Here is an 18,937-nt window from a genome sequence, read left to right as displayed (position 1 = left end):
CGCCATGGGCAAACACCTCACCACGGCGAGGACGCACTTCGGCACCGACACCCGCGGGATGCTCGAAGGCGGCCGCTACGCGCTCGTGCACACCCGCAGCCTGGAATTCGACGATCTGCGGCCCTACGTGCCCGGCGACGACGTCCGCGATATCGACTGGAAGGCCTCGGCCCGGTCCGGCCACGTGCTGATCAAGCGCTTCGTGTCCGAAAAACACCACAAGGTGCTGATCGTCGCCGATGCGGGCCGCAACATGACCGCGCTGACACCGAGCGGCGAACTCAAACGCGATGTGGCCGTGAACATCATCGGCGCATTCGGGCTCATCACGCTCGGCCGCTCCGATCAGATCGGCATGGTGTTCGGTGACGCGCGCGGCTGTGTCAACATCCGCCAACGCCGCGGCGAGACACACATCGAGAGCCTGCTGCACCGGTTCTACGGTCACACGGCGAACGCAGCCGGCCGCAGCGACATCGTATGTCAACTGAATTACGTCGCAACGCATTACCGGCATCCGATGCTGATCGTCGTGGTTTCTGACGAACCGGAGGTCGACGAACGGCTCAGCGACGCCGTCACGCGCTTGACCGCCCGCCACGATGTCATGTGGGCGACGGTGACCGACATGCCCGCCGTCGGCACCACCGCCGACGATCGCGCTGGTTTCGACGTCTCGACAGGGCGTTTCGTCCTCGACACCGCCACGCTGGGCCCGCGGGTGCTGGCCGCCTATCGTCGCGCCGAGCAGATGCGGGCGCACCGACTCGACGAGTTCATGACCACGCGCGCGGTTCCGCACACCAGAATCGCCGCCAGCAGCCAGATCCGCGCCCGGCTCGTCGAGTTGACCGGGGTGTTCGCCCGTGCCGGATGACCTGTTGCGGTTCGTCGGCGGGCCGATACCGTACTCGCCGGCGTGGCTGTGGCTCGGCGTGCTGCTGACCCTCCTCGTGATCGCCTGGTACGTCGGCGTTTTCGTGTGGACGCTGCCGTCGCGACGACTGCGCCGCATACCTGCGGTGCGTTCGCTGCACGGCAAGCTGCTGCGCCGCCGTTTCACGCGAGCGGTGCGGCGTATCGCCGGCCGGCACCGCGATGGTGAGCTCACCGCCGCTGAGGCCGGTGCCGCGATGAGCCGCACCCTGCGCAGTTTCCTCAACCAGGCGACGGGTGTCCGGGCGCAGTACATGCACCTCGACGATGTCGCGTCCGGTGAGTTGGCGCCCGCCGCGCCGATGCTCACCGCGCTCGACGACGCGCAGTTCAACGCCGCGTCACCGGTGCGCGTCGGTGAGACCGGCGTCGCGGTCGAGGAGCTGATCCGCTCGTGGCCCTGACCTGGTGGCCGGTCGCGGTCCTCGGATTCGTTTGCCTTGCAGGCGCTGTCGCGCTGGCGGTGTTGGTGCCGACGAAGTCCTCGCAGCGACAGTTGCGACCGCTGGCGAACACGGCGCGGTTGACCCGACTGCCGGAGTATGCGCGGGTGGCGCGTGCCCGGACCGTGTCGTTGATCGTCACGATCGCCTTGCTGGTGCTGTTGTTCGGGGCCGCGGCACTGGCCAGCGCCCGTCCCAGCGGCTTGTGGTGGTCGATGCAGACGTCCGACGTACCCGAGGACATCATGCTGTGCGTCGGCCAACCGGCCACCGAGCCGACCACCGGCGAGTTCCTGTCCCACTTCGCCGAGCAGGCCAGGGCGTACGGCACTCAGCGCATCGGATTGACCTCCGCCAACCGCCGAGTGATCCCGCTGACCCGAGATCATCCGTTCGCGGTCGAAAAGCTCGGTGAGGCAGCGGGTCTGGCAGACCTTCCGGCCGACACCGCGCTCTCACCCGCTCAGCTGTCGGCGAAGCGCAACGCGCTCGCGTCGTTCGCCGCACCCGTCACGTATGTGGACTACGCGCCGAGCGTCACCGACATCCTCGCGCTGTGCCTGGCCGGATTCCCGGCCGACGAACCGCCCGACGAACGCCGGCGCTCGCTGATCTACCTCGGCCCCGGCCAGTTGCGCGCCGCGGACGAGCCGCGCCCCTCCTTGTTCAGCGAGCAGCAGGTCACCGAGATGGCGCGTGAGCGCGGCGTCCAGGTCAATGCGCTGGTGTCGTCGCCGGGCCCCCTGCGGTCCGTCGTGGAGGCCACCTACGGGCGGTACGCGCCCATCGGGGCCGACCTGGCGGCTCAGTTGGACGGAATCCGCGCACACCCGCCGGATGTCGACCGGTCGGCCATCCTCACCGGGTTCCGCGGAGACACCCCGACCGTCCCGTTGGCGGTCGCGGTCGCGGTGTCGGCGCTGTTGTGCCTGTCCCTGGCGGTGTTGCGGCGATGACGTTCTCCCCCGTCGTACCTCCGGTGCTTCTGATCGCGATCGCCGCGGCCGTGGTCGTGCTCCGGCTCATCACCATGTGGCAGTTGGCGCGCACCGCGCGGCAGCGATGGACCACGGTGTGGCGATGGTCGGCGCTGACGCTGGCGGTGGTGCTGATGTTGATCGCCGCGGCAAGGCCGGCGATCGGCGGGGGCTCACAGGCCTCGGTGGAGACCGCCTCGGGCGATGACGCGACGGCCAACGTGTTCCTGATCGTCGACCGCTCCGCCGACTCGGCCATCACCGATCACCTCGCCGGGCAGGCTCGGATGGCCGGCATCCGCGACGACGTCACCGCGCTCATCGACCGTTACCCGCGGGCCCGGTTCGCGCTGATCACGTTCGCGTCCCGCTCGTCGCTGGAATGGCCGCTGTCCGAGGACAACTGGAGCCTCAAGCCGGTCGTCGCGGGTGTGCGTCCCTACCCGGAGGGCACCGCCGCCGAGGTGAACGCGGCGGCCGCCGCGAATGTCCTTCGCTACCAGTTGATCGCAGCCGGCCAACGCGACCCGGATGCGCAGAACCTGGTCTTCTACTTCGGGTCGGGCGCACCGTTGTCGCGGGTGCCGCAGGGCGAGTTCGACCCGGTGCCCGGCTCGGTGGACGGCGGGGCGGTGTTCGGTTACGGGGCCACGCCAAACGAGCCGGGCCTTCGACGGATCGCCGATCAGCTCGGCGTGCCGTTCGTAGCGCGCGACGCCGCCCGTCCCGTCACCGACGCGGCACCGGACGTGAGCGGTGTGTCGCCGGCGCAGTCCACCGGCGCCGCACCCGACCGCACGGATCTGTATTGGGTGTTCACCATGGTCGCGGCCGTGCTGTTGCTGTTCGAGATCTACCTCACGCTGCGCGAGTTTCGGACCAGCCGCGCGGCCCGCCGGGATGAGGACGTCTGATGCGCGCGCACAGTCCCCGTCCGTCGCGGTTGCGGCTGCGGCGCCGGCTGCTGCTGTTCTCGGCTCCCCCGGCGGTCGCGGTGATGGCCGTTGCCTTGAAGTTGATCTCGGCGGTGGTGGCCGGCGAATCGGCGGTCTCGAACTTCGCGCAGCGCGACGCCGATGCGCTGCGCGCCGATGTCGCGGTGATGGGTGTGCTCAACGTCGTCGAACCGGCGCGGGCGCCGTTCGCGGCCGGTGCGCTCGCGGTGCTCGACGGCCGTCTCGACGACGCCGACGCACACTTCTCGGACGCGCTCAGCCGGACGCCGCGTGAACAGTCGTGTCCAGTCCTGATCAACCTGGAACTCGTCCGCGAGCGCCAAGGCGATGTGGACGCCTGGGAGAACCGGCCCGACGCGGCGCGGGAGAGGTACCGCAGCGCGTTGGGCGTCGTCGAGAACGCGCCGGCGCGCTGCTTCGAGGCCAACTCCGATCCCGATCCCGAGCGCAGGGCCGTCCGCAACGACGCGGCACCGAGGCTGATCGCCAAGATGGCCGGTCTGACCGCTCCGCCGCCTGTTCCGCCGCCTGCGCCGGCCCCCGCCCCACCGCCCGCGGCGCCGCCGCCCGTACCGGTGTTGCCCGAACCCGATCTGCCTCGCGACGCCTTGAGGCTGGATCCCGCCGCCGGGGACCCGCTCGACAAACTGCAGCAGGTGCTTCAGGACGCGGCCGGTTAGCCGGTGGAGGTGCCCGTCCAGTACTCGGCGAACCGTCCGTCCGCGATCCGCAGGATGTCGTTTCCGGTGAACCGCTTCGGTCCGTCCTCGGTCGCGCCCGTGCCGATCCACCTGGCCGCGAGCATGTCCCCCTCGACGAACGGCTCCACCTCGATCACGAACTTCAGGTCGTCGAGCATCTGATGGGTCTCCCCGACGACTGCCTGCAGTTCCGCCGGACCCCGCACCACACGTTGCGGCCAATGGCCGACGAAGTCGTCGGTGACCAACTCGGCCGCGACGGGTTCTCCCGACCACAACTCGTCTATCCACCGTGCATACAGGGCTTTGGGCGAGGTCATGCCCGTGTACTTACCGGGCGAGACGCGGATGCGCAATCCGCCCCGCGAAGCGGACGGCAGAAAATGCGCGGATAGTCTGTGGCACCGGTCAATTCGACCTCGAACGCTTCGCGCCGCGGCGGCCGTCAGGGCGTGGACGGCGGCTCTTCGCCACGCAACCGGGCCTGCAGCTGCGCCCGGTCCCGGCGTCGACCTTCGTCGAACGCGGCGATGCTCGCGGTGGCACGGCGGCGGAGCGGGGCGAACAGCCAGATGCCCAGCGGAAGAGCGATCACCAGCGCGAAAAGCAGCGCGACGACGAGCGGGAACTCGCGAAGACCGAGCAGATGGCCCGCGCCGAAGATCACCGCCGCCAGCGCCGCCACGAGCAGCAGACGCGCCAGCACATAAGCCAGCACATCGAGCACGAGCCGCGTTCCGGGACGACCGTCAGACACGAACCGAGCCTACCGACGGCGCGTATATTCGAAGAAAGGAGGTTTTGTTCCCGTGGCGTACCTGCTCCTGATTCTCGTGCTGGGCGTGCTGATGTATGTCGCCTGGCGGCTGATGCGAGTCTCTTCGAGCCGTCCGCGGACCCGCGTGATCGGGCCCGACGACGATCCAGAGTTTCTGCGTCGGCTCGGCCAGGAGGACAACCCGCGCCCCTGACCCGCGAGGTCAGCGTTGGGCGCCGGGGAACCCGGCCGCGACGGCGGCGGCGAGTTCGAGCAACGCTTGTCTGGTCTCCGGTTTCAGCCGGTCGAGGCTGATCTCGGCGCCTTCCTCCAGGTGCGGGTCGAACGGCACCTCGAGCACCGCGCGGCAACGCCGGTTGAAGTGGTCGACGACCTTGCGCATGTCGACCTTCCCCGACCGTGGTCGCACCGCGTTGATCACCGCGATCGAGTTGCGCACCATGTCCTGGTGGCCGTGGGCGTCCAGCCAGTCCAGCGTCGCCGAGGCGCTGCGGGCCCCGTCGACCGAGCCCGAACTGATCACGACCAGGGTGTCGGCCTTGGCGAGCACCGCCGCCATGGCCGAGTGCATCAGCCCGGTGCCGCAGTCGGTGAGCACCAGGCTGTAGAACCGTTCGAGGACTTCGAGGGTGCGGGTGTAGTCCTCGGAGCTGAAGGCCTCCGACACCGCGGGGTCGCTCTCGGAGGCGAGCACCTCGAGTCGGCTCGGGCTCTGTGAGGTGTAGCTGCGGACGTCGCTGTAGGCCTGGATGCCTTCGGCGTCGCGCAACAGGTGACGCACGGTGGCCGGCGTCTCGAGCGGCACCTTCTCGCTGAGCGTGCCGCGGTCGGGGTTGGCGTCGACGGCTATCACGCGGTCACCGCGGATCGAGGCGAGCGTCGCGCCGAGCGTCGCGGTGATCGTGGTCTTGCCGACGCCGCCCTTCAGCGACAGCACCGCGATGCGGTGGCAGCCCCGCAGCGGCCGCTGAATCTGCGCGGTGAGCGTGCGACGGCGAACGGCCTTCGGTCCGTCGCCCAGGTTGATCAACTTGAACGACGCGAAGTACAGCCACTTGCGCCAGCCCTCGGAAGGGGCGCGCTTGGGTTGGCCGAGCAAGGCGACCGTCGACAGGTCGAGATACGGCGCCGGGTCGTGCTCTGGGACCTGCGGCGGCGGCGAACTGACCGGCAGACCGTTGGGCGGTGTCGGCGCCGTCCACTCCGGCGGCGGTTCGGCGGCGGGATCGCTGAACCGGCTCTGCGCACGGAAACCGCCTGGCGCATAAGCATTTTCGGGAATCACCGAAGGGGAAGCCGCATCCTCGCCGGGACGATCCTGAGCGCGGTGCGCCGGATGTTCAGACACGCTGACGGTCCCCCATGGCTTCGCAGGCTGACGTGGCCGATCTTAGCGAAATGGTGATACGACGGCCCTCAGCCCACTCCGGCGTAGGAGTGCAGGCCCACGGTCACCAGGTTGATGAAGAACAGATTGAACACCATCGCGACGAAGCCGACGACGTTGATCCAGGCGGCCCTCTTGTCGCGCCAGCCCGCGGTGGAGCGGGCGTGCAGATAGGCGGCGTAGACCACCCACGCGATGAACGACACCGTCTCCTTGGGATCCCACCCCCAGTAGCGGCCCCACGCCTCTTCGGCCCAGATCGCCCCGAAGATGACGCCGAAGCCGAACACCGGGAAGGCGAAGATCGTGGTGCGATAGGCGATGCGGTCGAGGGTCTGCGGATCGGGCAGGCGGTGCACGACGCGGGCGAGCACGCCGTCCGCTCCGGGGTCGCCGAACCGCGACATCTTCATCAGGAACAGGATGCTGGCCACACCGGCGACCAGGAACACCCCCGAGCCCAAACTCACCACCGAGACGTGGATGGGCAGCCAGTACGACTGCAGGGCGGGCATCACCGGCGCGGCGTTGGTGTACAGCCAGCGACCGGAGACCGTCAGCAGGATCAGTACCGGAACGAGCACGAACACCCACAGCGACCGGTACTGCGGGCGCCGCAACACCACCGCCGCGGCAACCAGGCCGCAGAAGCAGGTCAGGTTGATGAACTCGTACATGTTGCCCCACGGCACCCGCGAGGTGGCCAGGCCGCGCAGCACGATGCAGCCCAGCAGCAGGCCGATCCCGACATAGGTCAGCGCCAGGCCGGCGCCCCCGATGCGCTCGTCGACCGGGCGCTTGGGGGTGTCGGCGACGAGGCCCGGTGCGCCGCTGTCGGCGCCCACTCCGACCAGCTCGCGGGTCTCGGCCTTGCGGCTGCGGGTGTACGCCAGCTCGATCGCCAGCAACAGCAGCGCGCCCACCAGGACAAGCACCGATGAGGTGAACGCCCAGTCCGAATACCGCGCCAAGCCGATGTCGATCTGCTCGGAATTCATGTGACCTTCTCTCCTGCGGGCTGCGCCGACGTCGCATCGGGAAGGAGGCGCTGTGTCAGCCGCTCGAACTCGTCACCCCAGCCGGAGTTGTCGGTACGCGCCAGCCCGCCCAGCTCGACGGTTACCGTACCCGGACCTGCGGGGTTGATCCGAATCCAGACGCGGCGTCGGCGCACCACCAGCGACACCAGCAGGCCGGCCATCATCGTCAGCGCGAACACCAGCACCCACACCTGGGCCGGGTCGTGGGAGACCTGCACGTTGATGAACGGCACGGCGCCGTCGAACCGCACCACGGTGCCGTCGTCGAGGCGCGTCGACTCCCCCGCCCCCAGGTTGACCCGCGCCTTCTTGGTCAGCCGGCCCTGTTCGATGAGCCGCGGGTCGAGGGTGAACAGCGACTGCGGCCGACCCGTGTCAAGGCCGGTGTCGCCGCGGTAGATGTCGACGGCGACGGCGGGATCGTTGAGCGCGGGGAAGCTCGAGGACAGCAGCGTGCCGTGCAGCTGTTCGGTCGGCGCGAACAACCCCATGATCGCGAGCTGGTTGTCGCGGCGTTCGTCGGCGTCGGGGTAGGTGCCGCCGGGCGGATCGAACCGGTGCACGCCCGAAGACAGCAACGTCATCTGGTCATCCGGGCGCCACTGCAGCGTTTGGGTGCGCGTCTGCCCGTCGGGGAACGTCACGGTGAATGTCGGTGCGTAACCGTGGCCCTGCAGATAGATCCGGTCGCCGCCGACCCGCAGCGGATGGTTGACCTTCAGGTGGTAGGGCCGCCAGGTGCCGGATCGGAGGTCGGCGCCCGCTTGGTACTCGATGTCGGCGGCGAACGACGTCGCCTGCCCCGTCGGCAGATAGTCGGCTTGGAAGTCGTTGACACGTAGACAGATCGGGTTCAGCGAGGTGCCGTCGACGGTGTTGCCCGCGCGAAACGAGTCGAACGCCGCGGGCGAGGCCGAGCAGAATCCCGGGCCGCCGTCGGCGATCACGATGACGTTGCCCTCATAGCCGAACAACTTGCCCGCCGCGACCGCCACGAGCAGCCCGAGCAGCGAGAAGTGGAAGACGATGTTGCCGAACTCCCGCAGATAACCCTTCTCCGCTGAGATTTCCGTGATTTCGTCGTTGCGCCGAACGGCGGTGCGCCATCCGCGCAGTCGCGAAGTCACCGTCGCGGCGAGGGCTTCGGGCTCGGCCGCCGTCTCGATGCTGTGGTGTTTGGGCAGCCGGCTCAGGTTCCGCGGCGCGGCCACGGGGGTCGCCCGCATGCTGCGGAAGTGTTCGATCAACCGCGGGGTCAGGCAGCCGACTAGCGAGATGAACAGCAGGACGTAGATCGCGGTGAACCAGAAGCTGGAGAACACGTCGAAGGCCTGCAAGCGGTCCAGCCACGGCCCGATCGTCGGGTGTTCGGCGATGTACTCGTGGACCTTGGACTCGTTGAGGCTGCGCTGGGGCAACAGCGCGCCGGGGATCGCTGCGAGCGCCAGCAGGAACAGCAGCACCAGCGCGGTACCCATCGACGTCAGCGTGCGCCACGTGTTGCGTATCAGCGCGGCACTTCTGCGCGCGAACAGTCGCAAATTGCCCAGTTTTCGCGGGTTTTTCGGGCAATTTGCGTCTGGTCGCGCCGGGGTGGTGCTCATATCGGCAGCGTCACGTCACTGACGAACGCGTCGCGCACCCAGGACACGAAGTCGCTCCACACACCGGTCACCAGAGCGGCCCCGACCAGGATCAGCAATACCCCGCCGACGATCTGGATGGTGCGGGTGTGCTGTCGCAGCCACGCCAGCCCCTGCACGGCGCGCGCCGACCCGAATGCCAACAGCACGAACGGTATTCCCAGGCCCAGGCAGTAGGCGATGACGAGCGCGACGCCGCGGGCGACGTTGCTCCCGTCGGTCGCCGAGGCCACCGCGATCACCCCGGTCAGCGTCGGGCCGAGGCATGGTGTCCACCCGAGCGCGAACACCGCGCCCAGCAGCGGGGCGCCGCCGAGCGTGGAGATCTGCCGCGGGGTGAACCGCGCCTCGCGCTGCAGGACCGGGATGAACCCGACGAACACCAGCCCCATCACGATGGTCACCACGCCGCCGATGCGCTGCAGCAGAAGCTGATTGGTGATCAGTGACGTGGTCATCCCGAGGACCGCGACCGTGCCCAGCACGAACACGACCGTGAAACCGGCGACGAACAACGCGGCCGCACCCGCCACGCGCAGCCGCGTCGCCTTCGCCGAAGCAGCAGTGCGATTTGTGGAACGGGAACGGCGCTCACCGCCGCTAACACTCCACAAATCGCCGGGCGCATCGTCGGAAACGCCCACCACCGCGGCCAGATACGACAGGTAGCCCGGCACCAGCGGCACCACGCACGGCGAGGCGAACGACACCAGCCCGGCCAGCGCGCTGACCAGAAGCGCCAGCAGCACCGGGCCGCCCGCGATCAACTGGTCGACCCCCTCGAGGCTCATGTGCCGGCCTCTTTGTGCTCCGCCGCCCCGTCCTTTTCGCCTGCAAGGCGTTCCACGACCGGCTGCAGATCCTCGGCGAGAAGTTCGCGCAGGAACACCGCCGCGACGCGGTGCTCCCGGTCGAGCACCACAGTCGACGGGATGACCGTCGTCGGGTACCGGCCGCCGAACGCGATCATGGTCCGCATCGCGGGGTCGTAGATCGAGGGGAAGGTGATCTTCCGGTCGACGATGAAGTCGACCGCGGCCTGACGGTTGCTGTCGCGGACGTCGATGCCGAGAAATGCCACACCGAGGTGCCGCGTCTTGTCGTAAACCTGCTGCAGTTGGGTGATTTCGGTACGGCACGGTCCGCACCACTGTCCCCACACGTTGAGCACCACGACCTTGCCCGCGAAGTCGTCGAGGGAAATGGTTCTCGAAGGGTCCATCAGATCCGGACCGCTCAGCGGGCCGGGCCGGCCGCGGTCCTGCGGCGGATCGTAGAAGATGTCGGTCTGCCCGCCGGGCGCGACGAACTCGAAGGTGCCGCCCTGCGCGACCGCGTCGTCGCCGGTGGAGCAGCCAGCGAGCGCGACGATCGCCACGCACGCCAGAAGCAACCGCAGCTTCACTGCCCGGCCAACTCCGCGTAGCTCCAGCCGACGTAGGCGTCGCCGTGAAAGTAGAACGAGGTGAGCGAAGCCAGGTTGCACAGCCGTCGGGTCGGAAAGTGGTGCAGCGCATGACCGGTCATCGACCGGCGCAACGTCTCGACGGGCAGTTGGTGGCTCACGCACACCGCCTCGTGGCCCGCCGCCTTGGCCCTGGCGCGATGCACCGCGGCGGTCATCCGCTCGGCGATCTCGCTGTACGGCTCTCCCCAGGAAGGCGTCCGCGGGTTGCGCAGATGCCACCAGTTGCGGGGGTCGCGCAGCGCACCGTCGCCCGGCGAGACCCGTTGTCCCTGAAAGATGTTCAGCGACTCGATCAATCCGTCGTCGGTGTCGACCGACAACCCCAGGCCCGCCGCGATGGGACCCGCGGTCTCCTGTGCCCGCTCCAACGGCGAGGCCACCACATACACGATGTCGCGCGACGACAGCCAGTCGGCGACCGCCTGCGCCTGCGCCCGGCCCCGCTCGGAGAGGTGATAGTCCGGCAGGCGGCCGTACAGGATCTTGTCGGGGTTGTGCACCTCGCCGTGCCGCATCACGTGCACCACGGTCTTCACGTCCTCGGTGCTCGTCATGCCGGTCTCTCGGCTTCCGCCGCGGCTCGCGCGGCGCCCGGCAGGGCTGCGGCGATCCGGTCGAACGCGTCGTCGTCCAAAGCCGTTGAGACGAACCAAGTCTCGAACGCACTCGGCGGCGGGTACACGCCGGCATCGAGCAGCGCGTGGAAGAACGCCGGGAAGCGCCATGTCTCGGAGGCCCGCGCCGATGCGAAGTCGGTCACCGCCGCGTCGGTGAAGAAGACGCTGAACATGTTGCCGGCGCGGGGAACCCGGTGCGCCACGCCGGCTTCGGTCAAGGCGCGGCTCAGCAGCTCGGTCAGGCGGTCGGCGTTGGCGTCGAGTTGGGCGTAGGTGGCGTCGTCGGCGGCGCGCAGCGTGGCCAGGCCCGCCGCCATCGCGACCGGGTTTCCCGACAGGGTGCCCGCCTGATACACCGGCCCCAGTGGGGCCAGCCGATCCATCACCTCGGCTCGGCCACCGAACGCGGCCGCCGGCAGTCCGCCGCTCATCACCTTGCCGAAGGTGAACAGGTCGGCGTCGACGGGATCGACGCCGTACCAGCCCGACCGGCTGACGCGGAACCCCGTCATGACCTCGTCGACGATCAGCAAGGCGCCATGTTCGGCGGTGATCCGGCGCAGCGCGGCGTTGAAGCCGGGCAGCGGCGGGACGGTGCCCATGTTGCCGGGGCTGGCCTCGGTGATCACGCACGCGATCTCGTCGCCGAAGCGGGCGAAGATCTCCTCCACCGCCGCGACGTTGTTGTACGGCAGCACGATCGTGTCGGCGGCCGCGGCGCCCGTCACCCCCGGCGACGACGGCAGCCCGAGCGTGGCGACGCCGGAGCCCGCGTCGGCCAACAGCGCGTCGCTGTGGCCGTGGTAGCAGCCGGAGAACTTCACGATCTTGGCCCGGCCCGTGTAGCCGCGGGCCAACCGGATCGCGCTCATCGTGGACTCGGTGCCGGAGTTCACCAGCCGCAGCCGCTCGACCGGTGCGACCCGGCCGATGATCTCGGCGGCCAGTTCCGACTCCGAGGGGGTGGGGGCGCCGAACGACAAGCCGTCGGACACCACTCGCTGCACCGCCGCGACCACATCCGGATGCGCATGGCCGAGGATCATCGGCCCCCACGAGCAGACCAGGTCGACGTAGCGGTTGCCGTCGGCGTCGGTCAGCCAGCAGCCACTGGCCGAGGTGATGAACCGGGGGGTGCCGCCGACCGCGGTGAACGCCCGCACCGGGGAGTTGACCCCGCCGGGGATGAGGGCGCACGCGTCGGCGAAGAGCTTCGCGGAGACGTCGGTGCTCGACATGGCCACCAGTGTCCCAGCAGGCTCGAAACCGTCAACTACAGGGTGTAGTGGCTCAACCGGGAGTGAGCGCGAAGGTGGGGTGATCGACATCAGACGGCAGCTGCTTCCAGTAGGCCTCGACGACCTTGCCCGCGAGCGGCCGGTAGGCGGCGATGATCGGCCCGCGCTTGTCGACCGGCACCTCCGTGGCAACATACGCCACGTCGCCGAGCTTGACGTGGGGATCGGCGCGGACGTTCTTCACCCACTCGGCCTCGCCTCGGGTGGAGACCAGATACTTGACGCCGTCGACCTCGGGGACCACCACGGGGATCTGTTGCGGCTGCTTGCTGACGCGCTTGGTCACGGTCAGTGTCTGGCTGTTGCCGACTCCGGTCGCCATCGCGATCTTGTTGAAGATCTTGCGCACGAACCACGGAGGCTTGAGGTAGGCCATGGCGTCGAGTTTGATGGCCGTATGCAGCTGCCGCAATGGCTGGCCCGGTTCAACCGGCATGTGACCAATCCGATCCAGCGGCTGTGGGCCGGCTGGGCGCCGACCTTCGGCATCCTCGAACACGTCGGCCGCAGATCGGGCACGCCGTATCGCACCCCGTTGACGGTCTTTCCCACGGAGGATGGCGTGGCCATCCTGCTCACGTACGGACCCGACCGCGACTGGCTGAAGAACGTCACCGCCGCCGGCGGCGCGCGGATGAAGCGCTACGGCAAGACCTTCGAGCTGCGCGCGCCACGCGTGATGCCCAAGGCCGAGGCGGCGCCGTCGGTGACGGGTTTCTGGCGGCCCATCTTCGCCCGACTGCCCTTCGAACAGGCCGTGCTGCTGACGCGGGTGTAGCTCGACTACGTCGACGCCTCGTCCGACAGCCGGAACTCGCTCAAGATCTCGTCGATGAACCCGCCGGCTTCGAGCCCGGCGGATTCGACGTCGCCCGCCGCGATTGCCTCGACCAGGCGGCCGTGATCAATCACGGCCGTGGCCGGTTCCTCGGCTGCGGTCGCGACACTGGCCATGACCACGTCGGTGAGCCCGCGATACAGCTCGATCAGCACGACATTGTGGGAACTGCGCACCACGGCGACGTGGAACTCGGTGTCCGCACGGGCGAAGGCCTCGGGCTCCTCGGACGGGGAAATCTGGTCCCGACGTTTCAGCAGGGCCCGCAAGTCGTCGACGTCCGCCGCGGTTCGGGCCCGGGCGGCCAGCCGCGCCCCCTCCACTTCAAGACAGCGCCTCACCTGTAGCACTTCGCGCAACTCGGTTCCACAGAGTCGGCGTAGAGCGCCCGATACCTCACTGGTCGCCCGGACGTACGTCCCGTCACCTTGGCGGACCTCCAGCAAGCCGCTGTGCGCCAACGCCCGAACCGCCTCCCGCACGGTGTTGCGCCCCACGCCGAGCGCTCCCGCGAGTTCCGGCTCGGCGGGGATGCGGGAGTTCACCGGCCATGCGCCCGACTCCACGGAGGCACGCAGTTGCTCAATGGCCTGATCGACCAGGCCGGTCCTGCGGGTGGTAGCGAGCGTCACACATTCTCCATTTCATCCGATCATCGGATGTATGAGACTCTACAACATGTGACTTCCACCGGGCTCGGCGGCGCCGTCGACAAGATCAGGCAGGACGCCGACGCCCCTTGCCGCAACGAGATAGACCGGCCCCCGCTGCTGGCCGGTCGGTTCCTGCTCGTCGTTGCGGTCGTTCTCACCGCACTCAACCTGCGGCCGGCGATCACCAGCATCGGGCCGTTGCTGGGACCGATGCGCACCTCGCTGGACGCCTCGGCCACCTGGGCAGGCGTGCTGACCACGCTGCCCGGGCTGTGCTTCGCGGGTGCAGGACTGGCCGCGCCGGCGCTGGCCCGCCGGTTCGGTCTGGGGCCCGGAATCGCCGGCGCGATGGCGACGCTGGTTGTCGGGCTCGTCGTTCGCCCGCTCGACGGGGCGTTCGTGGTGATCGGCGGGACGCTCGTCGCCACGGCGGGCATCGCGCTCATCAACGTGCTGATCCCGGTGGTCATCAAGGACGCCTTCCCGGCCCAGATCGGCGTGATGACCGGTATCTACACCGCCGCGCTGCAAGGCGGCGGCGCGCTGGGCGCGGCGGTCACGCCGATGCTCGAGCAGGTGTTCGGCGGGTGGCGGCAGGCGCTGGGCGGCTGGGCGTTGCTCGCGGCGCTGGCGTTGGCCGCCTGGCTGCTCGGCGGCAGGGATCTCGGTAGGACCGACCTCGGCGCCACCGTCGAACCACGAGACCGCCCGATGATGCGCAGCGGCCTGGCCTGGATGGTGACGTTGTTCTTCGGTTGTCAGGCCTGCCTGGCGTACATCGCGATGGGGTGGCTGCCCGAAGTTCTGATCGACAGTGGCCTGACGCCGACGCAGGCCGGCCTGCTCAGCGGGCTGGTGTCACTCATCGGCGTGCCGATCGCGCTGTTCGGCTCGCCGCTGGCGGCCCGCGCGACGAGTCAGGGTCCGTGGGTCCTCGCCCTGGGCGTGACGGGGCTGACCGGCGTGCTGGGCCTGATGCTGGCACCGGCGGCCGCTCCCCTGTTGTGGAGTGCCCTGTTCGGAATTGGGTTGGGCGCCTTCTCACTTGCGTTGACCATCATCGCGCTACGGGCGCGAAACTCGGCAGATACCGCCCGGTTGTCCGGCATGGCGCAGGGCATCGGGTATCTGCTGGCCGGGATCGGTCCCTTTCTGTTCGGCCTGCTGCACGACGCGACGGGCGGTTGGACCGTGCCATGGGCGTTGGTGCTGGCCGTCTACGTGATCCAGATCGGTGCCGGGATGGTGGCGGGCCGCAACCGCTACGTCTGAGAAGACGCGCGGCTGTCGCCGCCGCCGGGGCGGCGGTCCGGTCCCTTTTCTGGCCCAATTGCACGGCGACTGGCCTTTATTTTTTTCTCGGGTATGGTCGCGCATTGATGCGGGGTGCCAGCGAAAGGAGAAGTTGTGGCTGGTAAGTCTCAAAGTAAGGAACTCAAAAAGCCGTCGATGACTCTCAAGGAACGCCGCGCGGCCAAGCGGGAAAAGACCGCCGAGGAGACGATTGCGCGCCGCAAGCGGGCAAGCCGCTAGTAAACCGAGCGGACCGCTTCGACTGCGGTATCGCAGTTTCTGTGATCCGGCCGCGGCATTCGCATTTTTTGCGATCCGCAATTTTCACGACACCTGCCCAACAAACTGCTGAAGTGGAAAAGGCGCGTGCGCGAAATTGTGAAAAGACGGAAAAAGCACGTTACGGGTCGAGAAATCGACCATTCAGAAGTGTGGGATTCGAAGGATGACACAGTGTCTTTTGAAGACGATCAGATATTGGCGTGCGGATGACCGCGACGAGCGTTGACCACGCAGACACGGGGGCGGGGCGTCGGGGCGCGCCCGCGGCGGCGACGAAGGCGGAGTCCACGAAGACCGGCAGACCTTCCGGTGCGGCGGGCACGAGGGTGCTGGTGCGACTGCTGGACGACTTGGCCGATGCGCCACCGCCGGCGGATCGAAGCACCGCATACCACAACGGCTACACGGCGGGCATTCGATTCGCACGTATCTGTGTGCTCGACGAGATCGCCTTGGCGTCAGGGAGTTTCGCGAAGTCATCGCATACCCGCGGGCGTCGGCGAGACCGGGAACGCGTACGCGCCGGCGTGGCCCTCGGCACGATAGCCGCGAGACTGTCACGGGATGCCGTGCCGGGCGCCGAAGACGACGCTGCGGGCCGTCGGGACGCCATTTCGCTTGCGTTGCGGCTGATTTCCGAGTACGAGCGAGAAATAAACCAGGAGACCGGCGGCGTCTAGGTGAGCGCTTCACACGAGTAGTGAGGTTGTGTTGGCGGTTCAGGTATCCGGCGATGCGCCGGTGACGATTTACGGCCGGCTTCCGGGCGTTGCGGAAGCGATTGCTGCGGCATACCGAAGTCACGGAATTGCGGTGTGCCACGGCCGCCCACCGTGCGGACGGCCGACGGCTTCGCGCTGGACTGGCACTGTCGCCTGGCCAGCCTCGGCGGCGGGGTCCGACGACGAGCCGCTCGAGGCAGCGATCCTCATCCTCGATGCGGACGCCGTCGAATCGCTGTTCGGTGACGGCCATTCCCGGCCGCCGCGCAGGCGTCTGCGGGCGTGTGAGAGCGACTGCAGCCAGTTGGGGCTCGCGGCGGTCGCCACCCGGGGCGCACGCCGGGTCCTGGTGGTCTGCGACGTGCGTCGGTTGTCGTTCGGCCAGAGGATGCGCGCCCGCCGGTGGGTTCGGAACCTGGCGCACCGAATCGCCTACGAAAGCTCCATCAACGGATTCGATGAGCTTGCCACGGCGTTGGCCGAGATCGGCACCGATGAGGAAGTCGCCTTCGCCGCTGCTGCCGCCGTCGATTGGCACCGTCGGGAACAACTCAGTAGCGCCGCACAGCCAGAGCGCCTCCCCCTCTCCGGTGCCGACCGACACGCCTCGACTGCACTGTGCGACGTCAGTCGCGCGGGCGCACACGGGCCCGGATCGGTCCCTTCGCGACGGTGGTGAACGGCACCTCGCACTCGAAAGTGCCATCGACCGAGCGGATCTCCATCGCGCGTACGATCGTGGCCAGCGCCAGCGTCGTCTCCAGTCGCGCGAAATGCTCGCCGATGCAGGGACGGCCGCCGGCGAGGAACGGCAGAAACTGCCAGCGGTTGCGGTTCTTGACGTTCTCGGGACTGAACCGCTCGGGGTCGAACGTCATCGGATCGGGCCACAACGCCGGATCGTGGTGCAGCCCATACAGTCCCAGGGCCACCAGCGTCCCAGCTTCGACACGGTAGCCGTCGACCACGATGTCACGGGTCGCCTGCCGGGCCACGCCCGCGGCCGGGGGGCACAACCGCAGCGCTTCGTGGAGCACCTGCACGGTGTAGCCGAGTCGGGGGACATCCTCGGGGGTCAGCGGCCGATCACCGATGGCGGCGGCTTCCGCGGCGACGCGGGCCTGGATGTCGGGATGATGTCCGAGCACCCACAGCGAGTACGTCAACGCGGTCGACGTGGTGTCGTGTCCGGCGAGCATGAAGATCAGCAGGTCGTTCGAGATGTCGTCATCGGAGATCGGCAGGCCGGTCTCCGGATCTCTCGCAGCCATCAACGCCCGCACGAGCGGGGCGTCGCGCGTCGGGTCGGTGCGACACGCACGCACCATCTCGTCGGTGATGTCCTTCATCTCGGCGACCGCCCTGCGGGTCCGCCGGCGCGCCGGCGTCGGCAGCCAACGTGGTGCGCGCACCGGACGCAGCGCACGGTCCGCGGTGTAGGACGACGCGACGTGCATACACCGGGCGATGGTGTCGGCGCGCTCGTTGAGGTCTACGCCCAGCACCGACCGGCCCAACGACTGCATGGCCACCCGACGGCACTCGACGTCGAGGTCCACGTCGCCGCCGTCGGGCCAGCGGTCGACGAAAGCCTGTGCCGCCCCGGACATATGGCCACCGAAGTTGCGGACGTTCTGCTTGGTGAACACCGGCTGCAGCGCACGTTTGCGCGGGCGCCACAGGTCGTTGGGCAGCACGAACAGGCTGTCGCCCGCCATGTTGCGGACCTCGTCGTGATAGATGCACCGGTCTGAGGAGGCATCGGAGCGTCCCAGCACGTCGCGCATCCCGTTCGGCGACATCACCGCAACGATCGGCGGATACAACTTCCTCGGTGCGAACTGGATGCGCGTGAGGGGACCGCCGGCGGCACGAATCACTTCCTGTCCGGTGTCGAGCCTGCGCACAAGTTTCAGCAGCTGCCAGACCGGCAGTGGGTTCTTCGGCACCAGCGGCAACGCCCGGGCGTCGATCGTGCTGGTCATGTCGAGGACCAGGTCAGCGGTGCCCCTTCGCCTTTCGTCATCACGGTGCCGGGCATCACCCTGATGCGGTAGGGGGTCAACCGCAGCGCCGCGAACTCGTCGGAGGTCGGCCCGTCCTGCCACATCGGGACGATCCTCGGGTCGTAGCCCACCGGCTCGGGACCGTTCGCGAACTTGTCCCACACCGCGGTCCGCGTCTCGTCGTCGACGTACCACTCGACCAGGCACTCGGCGCTGCAGGTGTCGTGGTTGGTGCTCCAGTAGCTCACCGAAACCTCGGGGTGCACGGCGAGATGGTCCTTCTTGATGGGGGTCGGCACGGTGGCGATCCAGCCGAGCAGGTCGGTGCCGTCCCACTCCCATATCGGGTGCAGGATGCGGGTGCGGGGACGACCGTTGGCGTCGACGGTGGCCACCGAGGCCCACACGATCGAATGCGCCATCTCGACGAAGACGGGCGCGATCTGTTCGAGAGTGGTCACGGTTGCCTAGCGTAGGCAGCGCTACGGGTCGACCGAGACACCGAGTTCCACCTCTACGAGATGGTGGTCCCGACGCAGAGTCAGTTACCGGTGCTCTCGGCGCCTTGGCCGCCTGCGGATTCCTCGCTGAATTTCGGGTTGCCCTCGTCGTCGAGCCAGTCGTTGACGGCGGTACCCGCGACCGCCCCGCCGCTGCCCGGCATCTTGGTGGTCGGCCGGTCCTCCTCGTAGGCCTTGTACATCTCTTTGGCCTTCTCACGATGCTCGTCGGTGACGTCGGGCTTCTCGGTCGGCGGCGGTGTCTCCTGCTCGCTGGTGACCTGGTGGTGTTCGTCGGTTTCCGGTTCGGCTTTCCGCTGTTCGTCGGTGAGCCGATCGTCATCCTGCTGCTTGTCGTCGGTGCTCATGGCATATATCTGCCCGAACGTGTGATCCACC

Annotated in this window: 25 protein-coding genes; 11 read left to right on the top strand and 14 right to left on the bottom strand. The window is 68.5% G+C overall.

Annotated features, from left to right (window positions below; translation table 11 throughout):
* The first annotated feature begins 4 nt into the window (after nt 1-4).
* From AU188_RS17705 to AU188_RS17685, 5 genes are read left to right on the top strand one after another with little or no spacing between them, the layout of a single operon-like run.
* The gene (locus tag AU188_RS17705; protein ID WP_059164975.1) at nt 5-877 is read left to right on the top strand and encodes a DUF58 domain-containing protein; all 873 of its coding nucleotides are present in this window, start codon (nt 5-7) and stop codon (nt 875-877) included.
* Nucleotides 867-1,340 (top strand): hypothetical protein, encoded by a 474-nt coding sequence (locus AU188_RS17700; protein ID WP_059164974.1) that lies wholly within the window; start codon nt 867-869, stop codon nt 1,338-1,340. The genes AU188_RS17705 and AU188_RS17700 overlap by 11 nt, the downstream gene beginning before the upstream one ends.
* Nucleotides 1,331-2,335: a hypothetical protein gene (locus AU188_RS17695; protein ID WP_059164973.1), complete on the top strand. Its 1,005-nt coding sequence runs from the start codon at nt 1,331-1,333 to the stop codon at nt 2,333-2,335. Before AU188_RS17700 ends, AU188_RS17695 begins: the two co-directional genes overlap by 10 nt.
* Nucleotides 2,332-3,270 (top strand): vWA domain-containing protein, encoded by a 939-nt coding sequence (locus AU188_RS17690; protein ID WP_059164972.1) that lies wholly within the window; start codon nt 2,332-2,334, stop codon nt 3,268-3,270. Before AU188_RS17695 ends, AU188_RS17690 begins: the two co-directional genes overlap by 4 nt.
* On the top strand, nt 3,270-3,992 hold the full coding sequence (locus AU188_RS17685) for a hypothetical protein (protein ID WP_059164971.1): 723 nt from the start codon (nt 3,270-3,272) through the stop codon (nt 3,990-3,992). The genes AU188_RS17690 and AU188_RS17685 overlap by 1 nt, the downstream gene beginning before the upstream one ends.
* On the opposite strand, the gene AU188_RS17680 is transcribed toward AU188_RS17685, so the two are convergent.
* Nucleotides 3,989-4,333 carry an ester cyclase gene (locus AU188_RS17680; RefSeq protein ID WP_059165035.1) on the bottom strand — a complete coding sequence of 115 codons (345 nt, stop codon included), beginning with the start codon at nt 4,331-4,333 and terminating at the stop codon, nt 3,989-3,991. The genes AU188_RS17685 and AU188_RS17680 overlap by 4 nt on opposite strands.
* Nucleotides 4,334-4,458: 125 nt before the next feature.
* A complete protein-coding gene (locus tag AU188_RS17675; protein WP_059164970.1) occupies nt 4,459-4,770 on the bottom strand; it encodes a DUF4229 domain-containing protein in 312 nt (103 codons plus the stop codon).
* A 52-nt stretch (nt 4,771-4,822) separates the two neighbouring features.
* On the opposite strand from AU188_RS17675, the gene AU188_RS25580 reads away from it, so the two are divergent.
* Nucleotides 4,823-4,984: a hypothetical protein gene (locus AU188_RS25580; protein WP_172799537.1), complete on the top strand. Its 162-nt coding sequence runs from the start codon at nt 4,823-4,825 to the stop codon at nt 4,982-4,984.
* Between the two features lie 9 nt (nt 4,985-4,993).
* On the opposite strand, the gene AU188_RS17670 is transcribed toward AU188_RS25580, so the two are convergent.
* The 8 genes from AU188_RS17670 to AU188_RS17635 form a co-directional block, all read right to left on the bottom strand.
* Entirely contained in the window at nt 4,994-6,139 is a 1,146-nt protein-coding gene (locus tag AU188_RS17670; RefSeq protein WP_082686687.1) for a MinD/ParA family ATP-binding protein, read from the bottom strand.
* A 68-nt stretch (nt 6,140-6,207) separates the two neighbouring features.
* Nucleotides 6,208-7,176, bottom strand: a complete 969-nt coding sequence (gene ccsB / locus AU188_RS17665) for a c-type cytochrome biogenesis protein CcsB (RefSeq protein ID WP_059164969.1) — start codon at nt 7,174-7,176, stop codon at nt 6,208-6,210.
* Nucleotides 7,173-8,696: a cytochrome c biogenesis protein ResB gene (gene resB, locus AU188_RS17660; protein ID WP_286137552.1), complete on the bottom strand. Its 1,524-nt coding sequence runs from the start codon at nt 8,694-8,696 to the stop codon at nt 7,173-7,175. Before resB ends, ccsB begins: the two co-directional genes overlap by 4 nt.
* A 122-nt stretch (nt 8,697-8,818) precedes the next feature.
* The gene (locus AU188_RS17655; RefSeq protein WP_059164967.1) at nt 8,819-9,652 is read right to left on the bottom strand and encodes a cytochrome c biogenesis CcdA family protein; all 834 of its coding nucleotides are present in this window, start codon (nt 9,650-9,652) and stop codon (nt 8,819-8,821) included.
* Complete coding sequence (locus AU188_RS17650) at nt 9,649-10,266, bottom strand: TlpA disulfide reductase family protein (RefSeq protein WP_156426738.1); 618 nt, start codon at nt 10,264-10,266, stop codon at nt 9,649-9,651. The genes AU188_RS17655 and AU188_RS17650 overlap by 4 nt, the downstream gene beginning before the upstream one ends.
* Nucleotides 10,263-10,883, bottom strand: a complete 621-nt coding sequence (locus AU188_RS17645) for a histidine phosphatase family protein (RefSeq protein WP_059164966.1) — start codon at nt 10,881-10,883, stop codon at nt 10,263-10,265. The genes AU188_RS17650 and AU188_RS17645 overlap by 4 nt, the downstream gene beginning before the upstream one ends.
* Nucleotides 10,880-12,184 (bottom strand): glutamate-1-semialdehyde 2,1-aminomutase, encoded by a 1,305-nt coding sequence (gene hemL / locus AU188_RS17640; protein WP_059164965.1) that lies wholly within the window; start codon nt 12,182-12,184, stop codon nt 10,880-10,882. The genes AU188_RS17645 and hemL overlap by 4 nt, the downstream gene beginning before the upstream one ends.
* A 52-nt stretch (nt 12,185-12,236) precedes the next feature.
* Complete coding sequence (locus tag AU188_RS17635; RefSeq protein WP_059164964.1) at nt 12,237-12,620, bottom strand: nitroreductase/quinone reductase family protein; 384 nt, start codon at nt 12,618-12,620, stop codon at nt 12,237-12,239.
* 21 nt (nt 12,621-12,641) lie between these two features.
* Between AU188_RS17635 and AU188_RS17630 the strand changes: the two genes are divergently transcribed.
* Nucleotides 12,642-13,022 (top strand): nitroreductase family deazaflavin-dependent oxidoreductase, encoded by a 381-nt coding sequence (locus AU188_RS17630; protein WP_059164963.1) that lies wholly within the window; start codon nt 12,642-12,644, stop codon nt 13,020-13,022.
* A gap of 5 nt (nt 13,023-13,027) precedes the next feature.
* On the opposite strand, the gene AU188_RS17625 is transcribed toward AU188_RS17630, so the two are convergent.
* Nucleotides 13,028-13,714, bottom strand: a complete 687-nt coding sequence (locus tag AU188_RS17625) for a FadR/GntR family transcriptional regulator (protein WP_059164962.1) — start codon at nt 13,712-13,714, stop codon at nt 13,028-13,030.
* 84 nt (nt 13,715-13,798) lie between these two features.
* Here AU188_RS17625 and AU188_RS17620 point away from each other — a divergent pair, with 84 nt between their 5' ends.
* The 4 genes from AU188_RS17620 to AU188_RS17610 all read left to right on the top strand — a co-directional run bounded on the left by AU188_RS17620 (nt 13,799) and on the right by AU188_RS17610 (nt 16,711).
* On the top strand, nt 13,799-15,007 hold the full coding sequence (locus AU188_RS17620; RefSeq protein WP_502687623.1) for a CynX/NimT family MFS transporter: 1,209 nt from the start codon (nt 13,799-13,801) through the stop codon (nt 15,005-15,007).
* A gap of 135 nt (nt 15,008-15,142) precedes the next feature.
* Nucleotides 15,143-15,268 (top strand): hypothetical protein, encoded by a 126-nt coding sequence (locus AU188_RS25825; protein WP_286137541.1) that lies wholly within the window; start codon nt 15,143-15,145, stop codon nt 15,266-15,268.
* 248 nt (nt 15,269-15,516) lie between these two features.
* On the top strand, nt 15,517-15,990 hold the full coding sequence (locus AU188_RS17615; RefSeq protein ID WP_059164961.1) for a hypothetical protein: 474 nt from the start codon (nt 15,517-15,519) through the stop codon (nt 15,988-15,990).
* 61 nt (nt 15,991-16,051) lie between these two features.
* Complete coding sequence (locus AU188_RS17610) at nt 16,052-16,711, top strand: hypothetical protein (protein WP_156426737.1); 660 nt, start codon at nt 16,052-16,054, stop codon at nt 16,709-16,711.
* On the opposite strand, the gene AU188_RS17605 is transcribed toward AU188_RS17610, so the two are convergent.
* From AU188_RS17605 to AU188_RS17595, 3 genes are all read right to left on the bottom strand, one after another.
* A complete protein-coding gene (locus AU188_RS17605) occupies nt 16,659-18,017 on the bottom strand; it encodes a cytochrome P450 (RefSeq protein ID WP_059164959.1) in 1,359 nt (452 codons plus the stop codon). The two genes, AU188_RS17610 and AU188_RS17605, sit on opposite strands and share 53 nt — an antisense overlap.
* Entirely contained in the window at nt 18,014-18,499 is a 486-nt protein-coding gene (locus AU188_RS17600; RefSeq protein WP_059164958.1) for a pyridoxamine 5'-phosphate oxidase family protein, read from the bottom strand. The genes AU188_RS17605 and AU188_RS17600 overlap by 4 nt, the downstream gene beginning before the upstream one ends.
* A gap of 80 nt (nt 18,500-18,579) precedes the next feature.
* Entirely contained in the window at nt 18,580-18,906 is a 327-nt protein-coding gene (locus tag AU188_RS17595) for a hypothetical protein (RefSeq protein ID WP_059165031.1), read from the bottom strand.
* Nucleotides 18,907-18,937: the final 31 nt, after the last annotated feature.

This window comes from Mycobacterium sp. IS-3022 (genome assembly GCF_001500065.1).
Taxonomy (GTDB): domain Bacteria; phylum Actinomycetota; class Actinomycetes; order Mycobacteriales; family Mycobacteriaceae; genus Mycobacterium.
The sequence above is the reverse complement of the archived record's forward strand: the minus strand, read 5'-3'. Positions and strand labels throughout refer to the sequence as shown.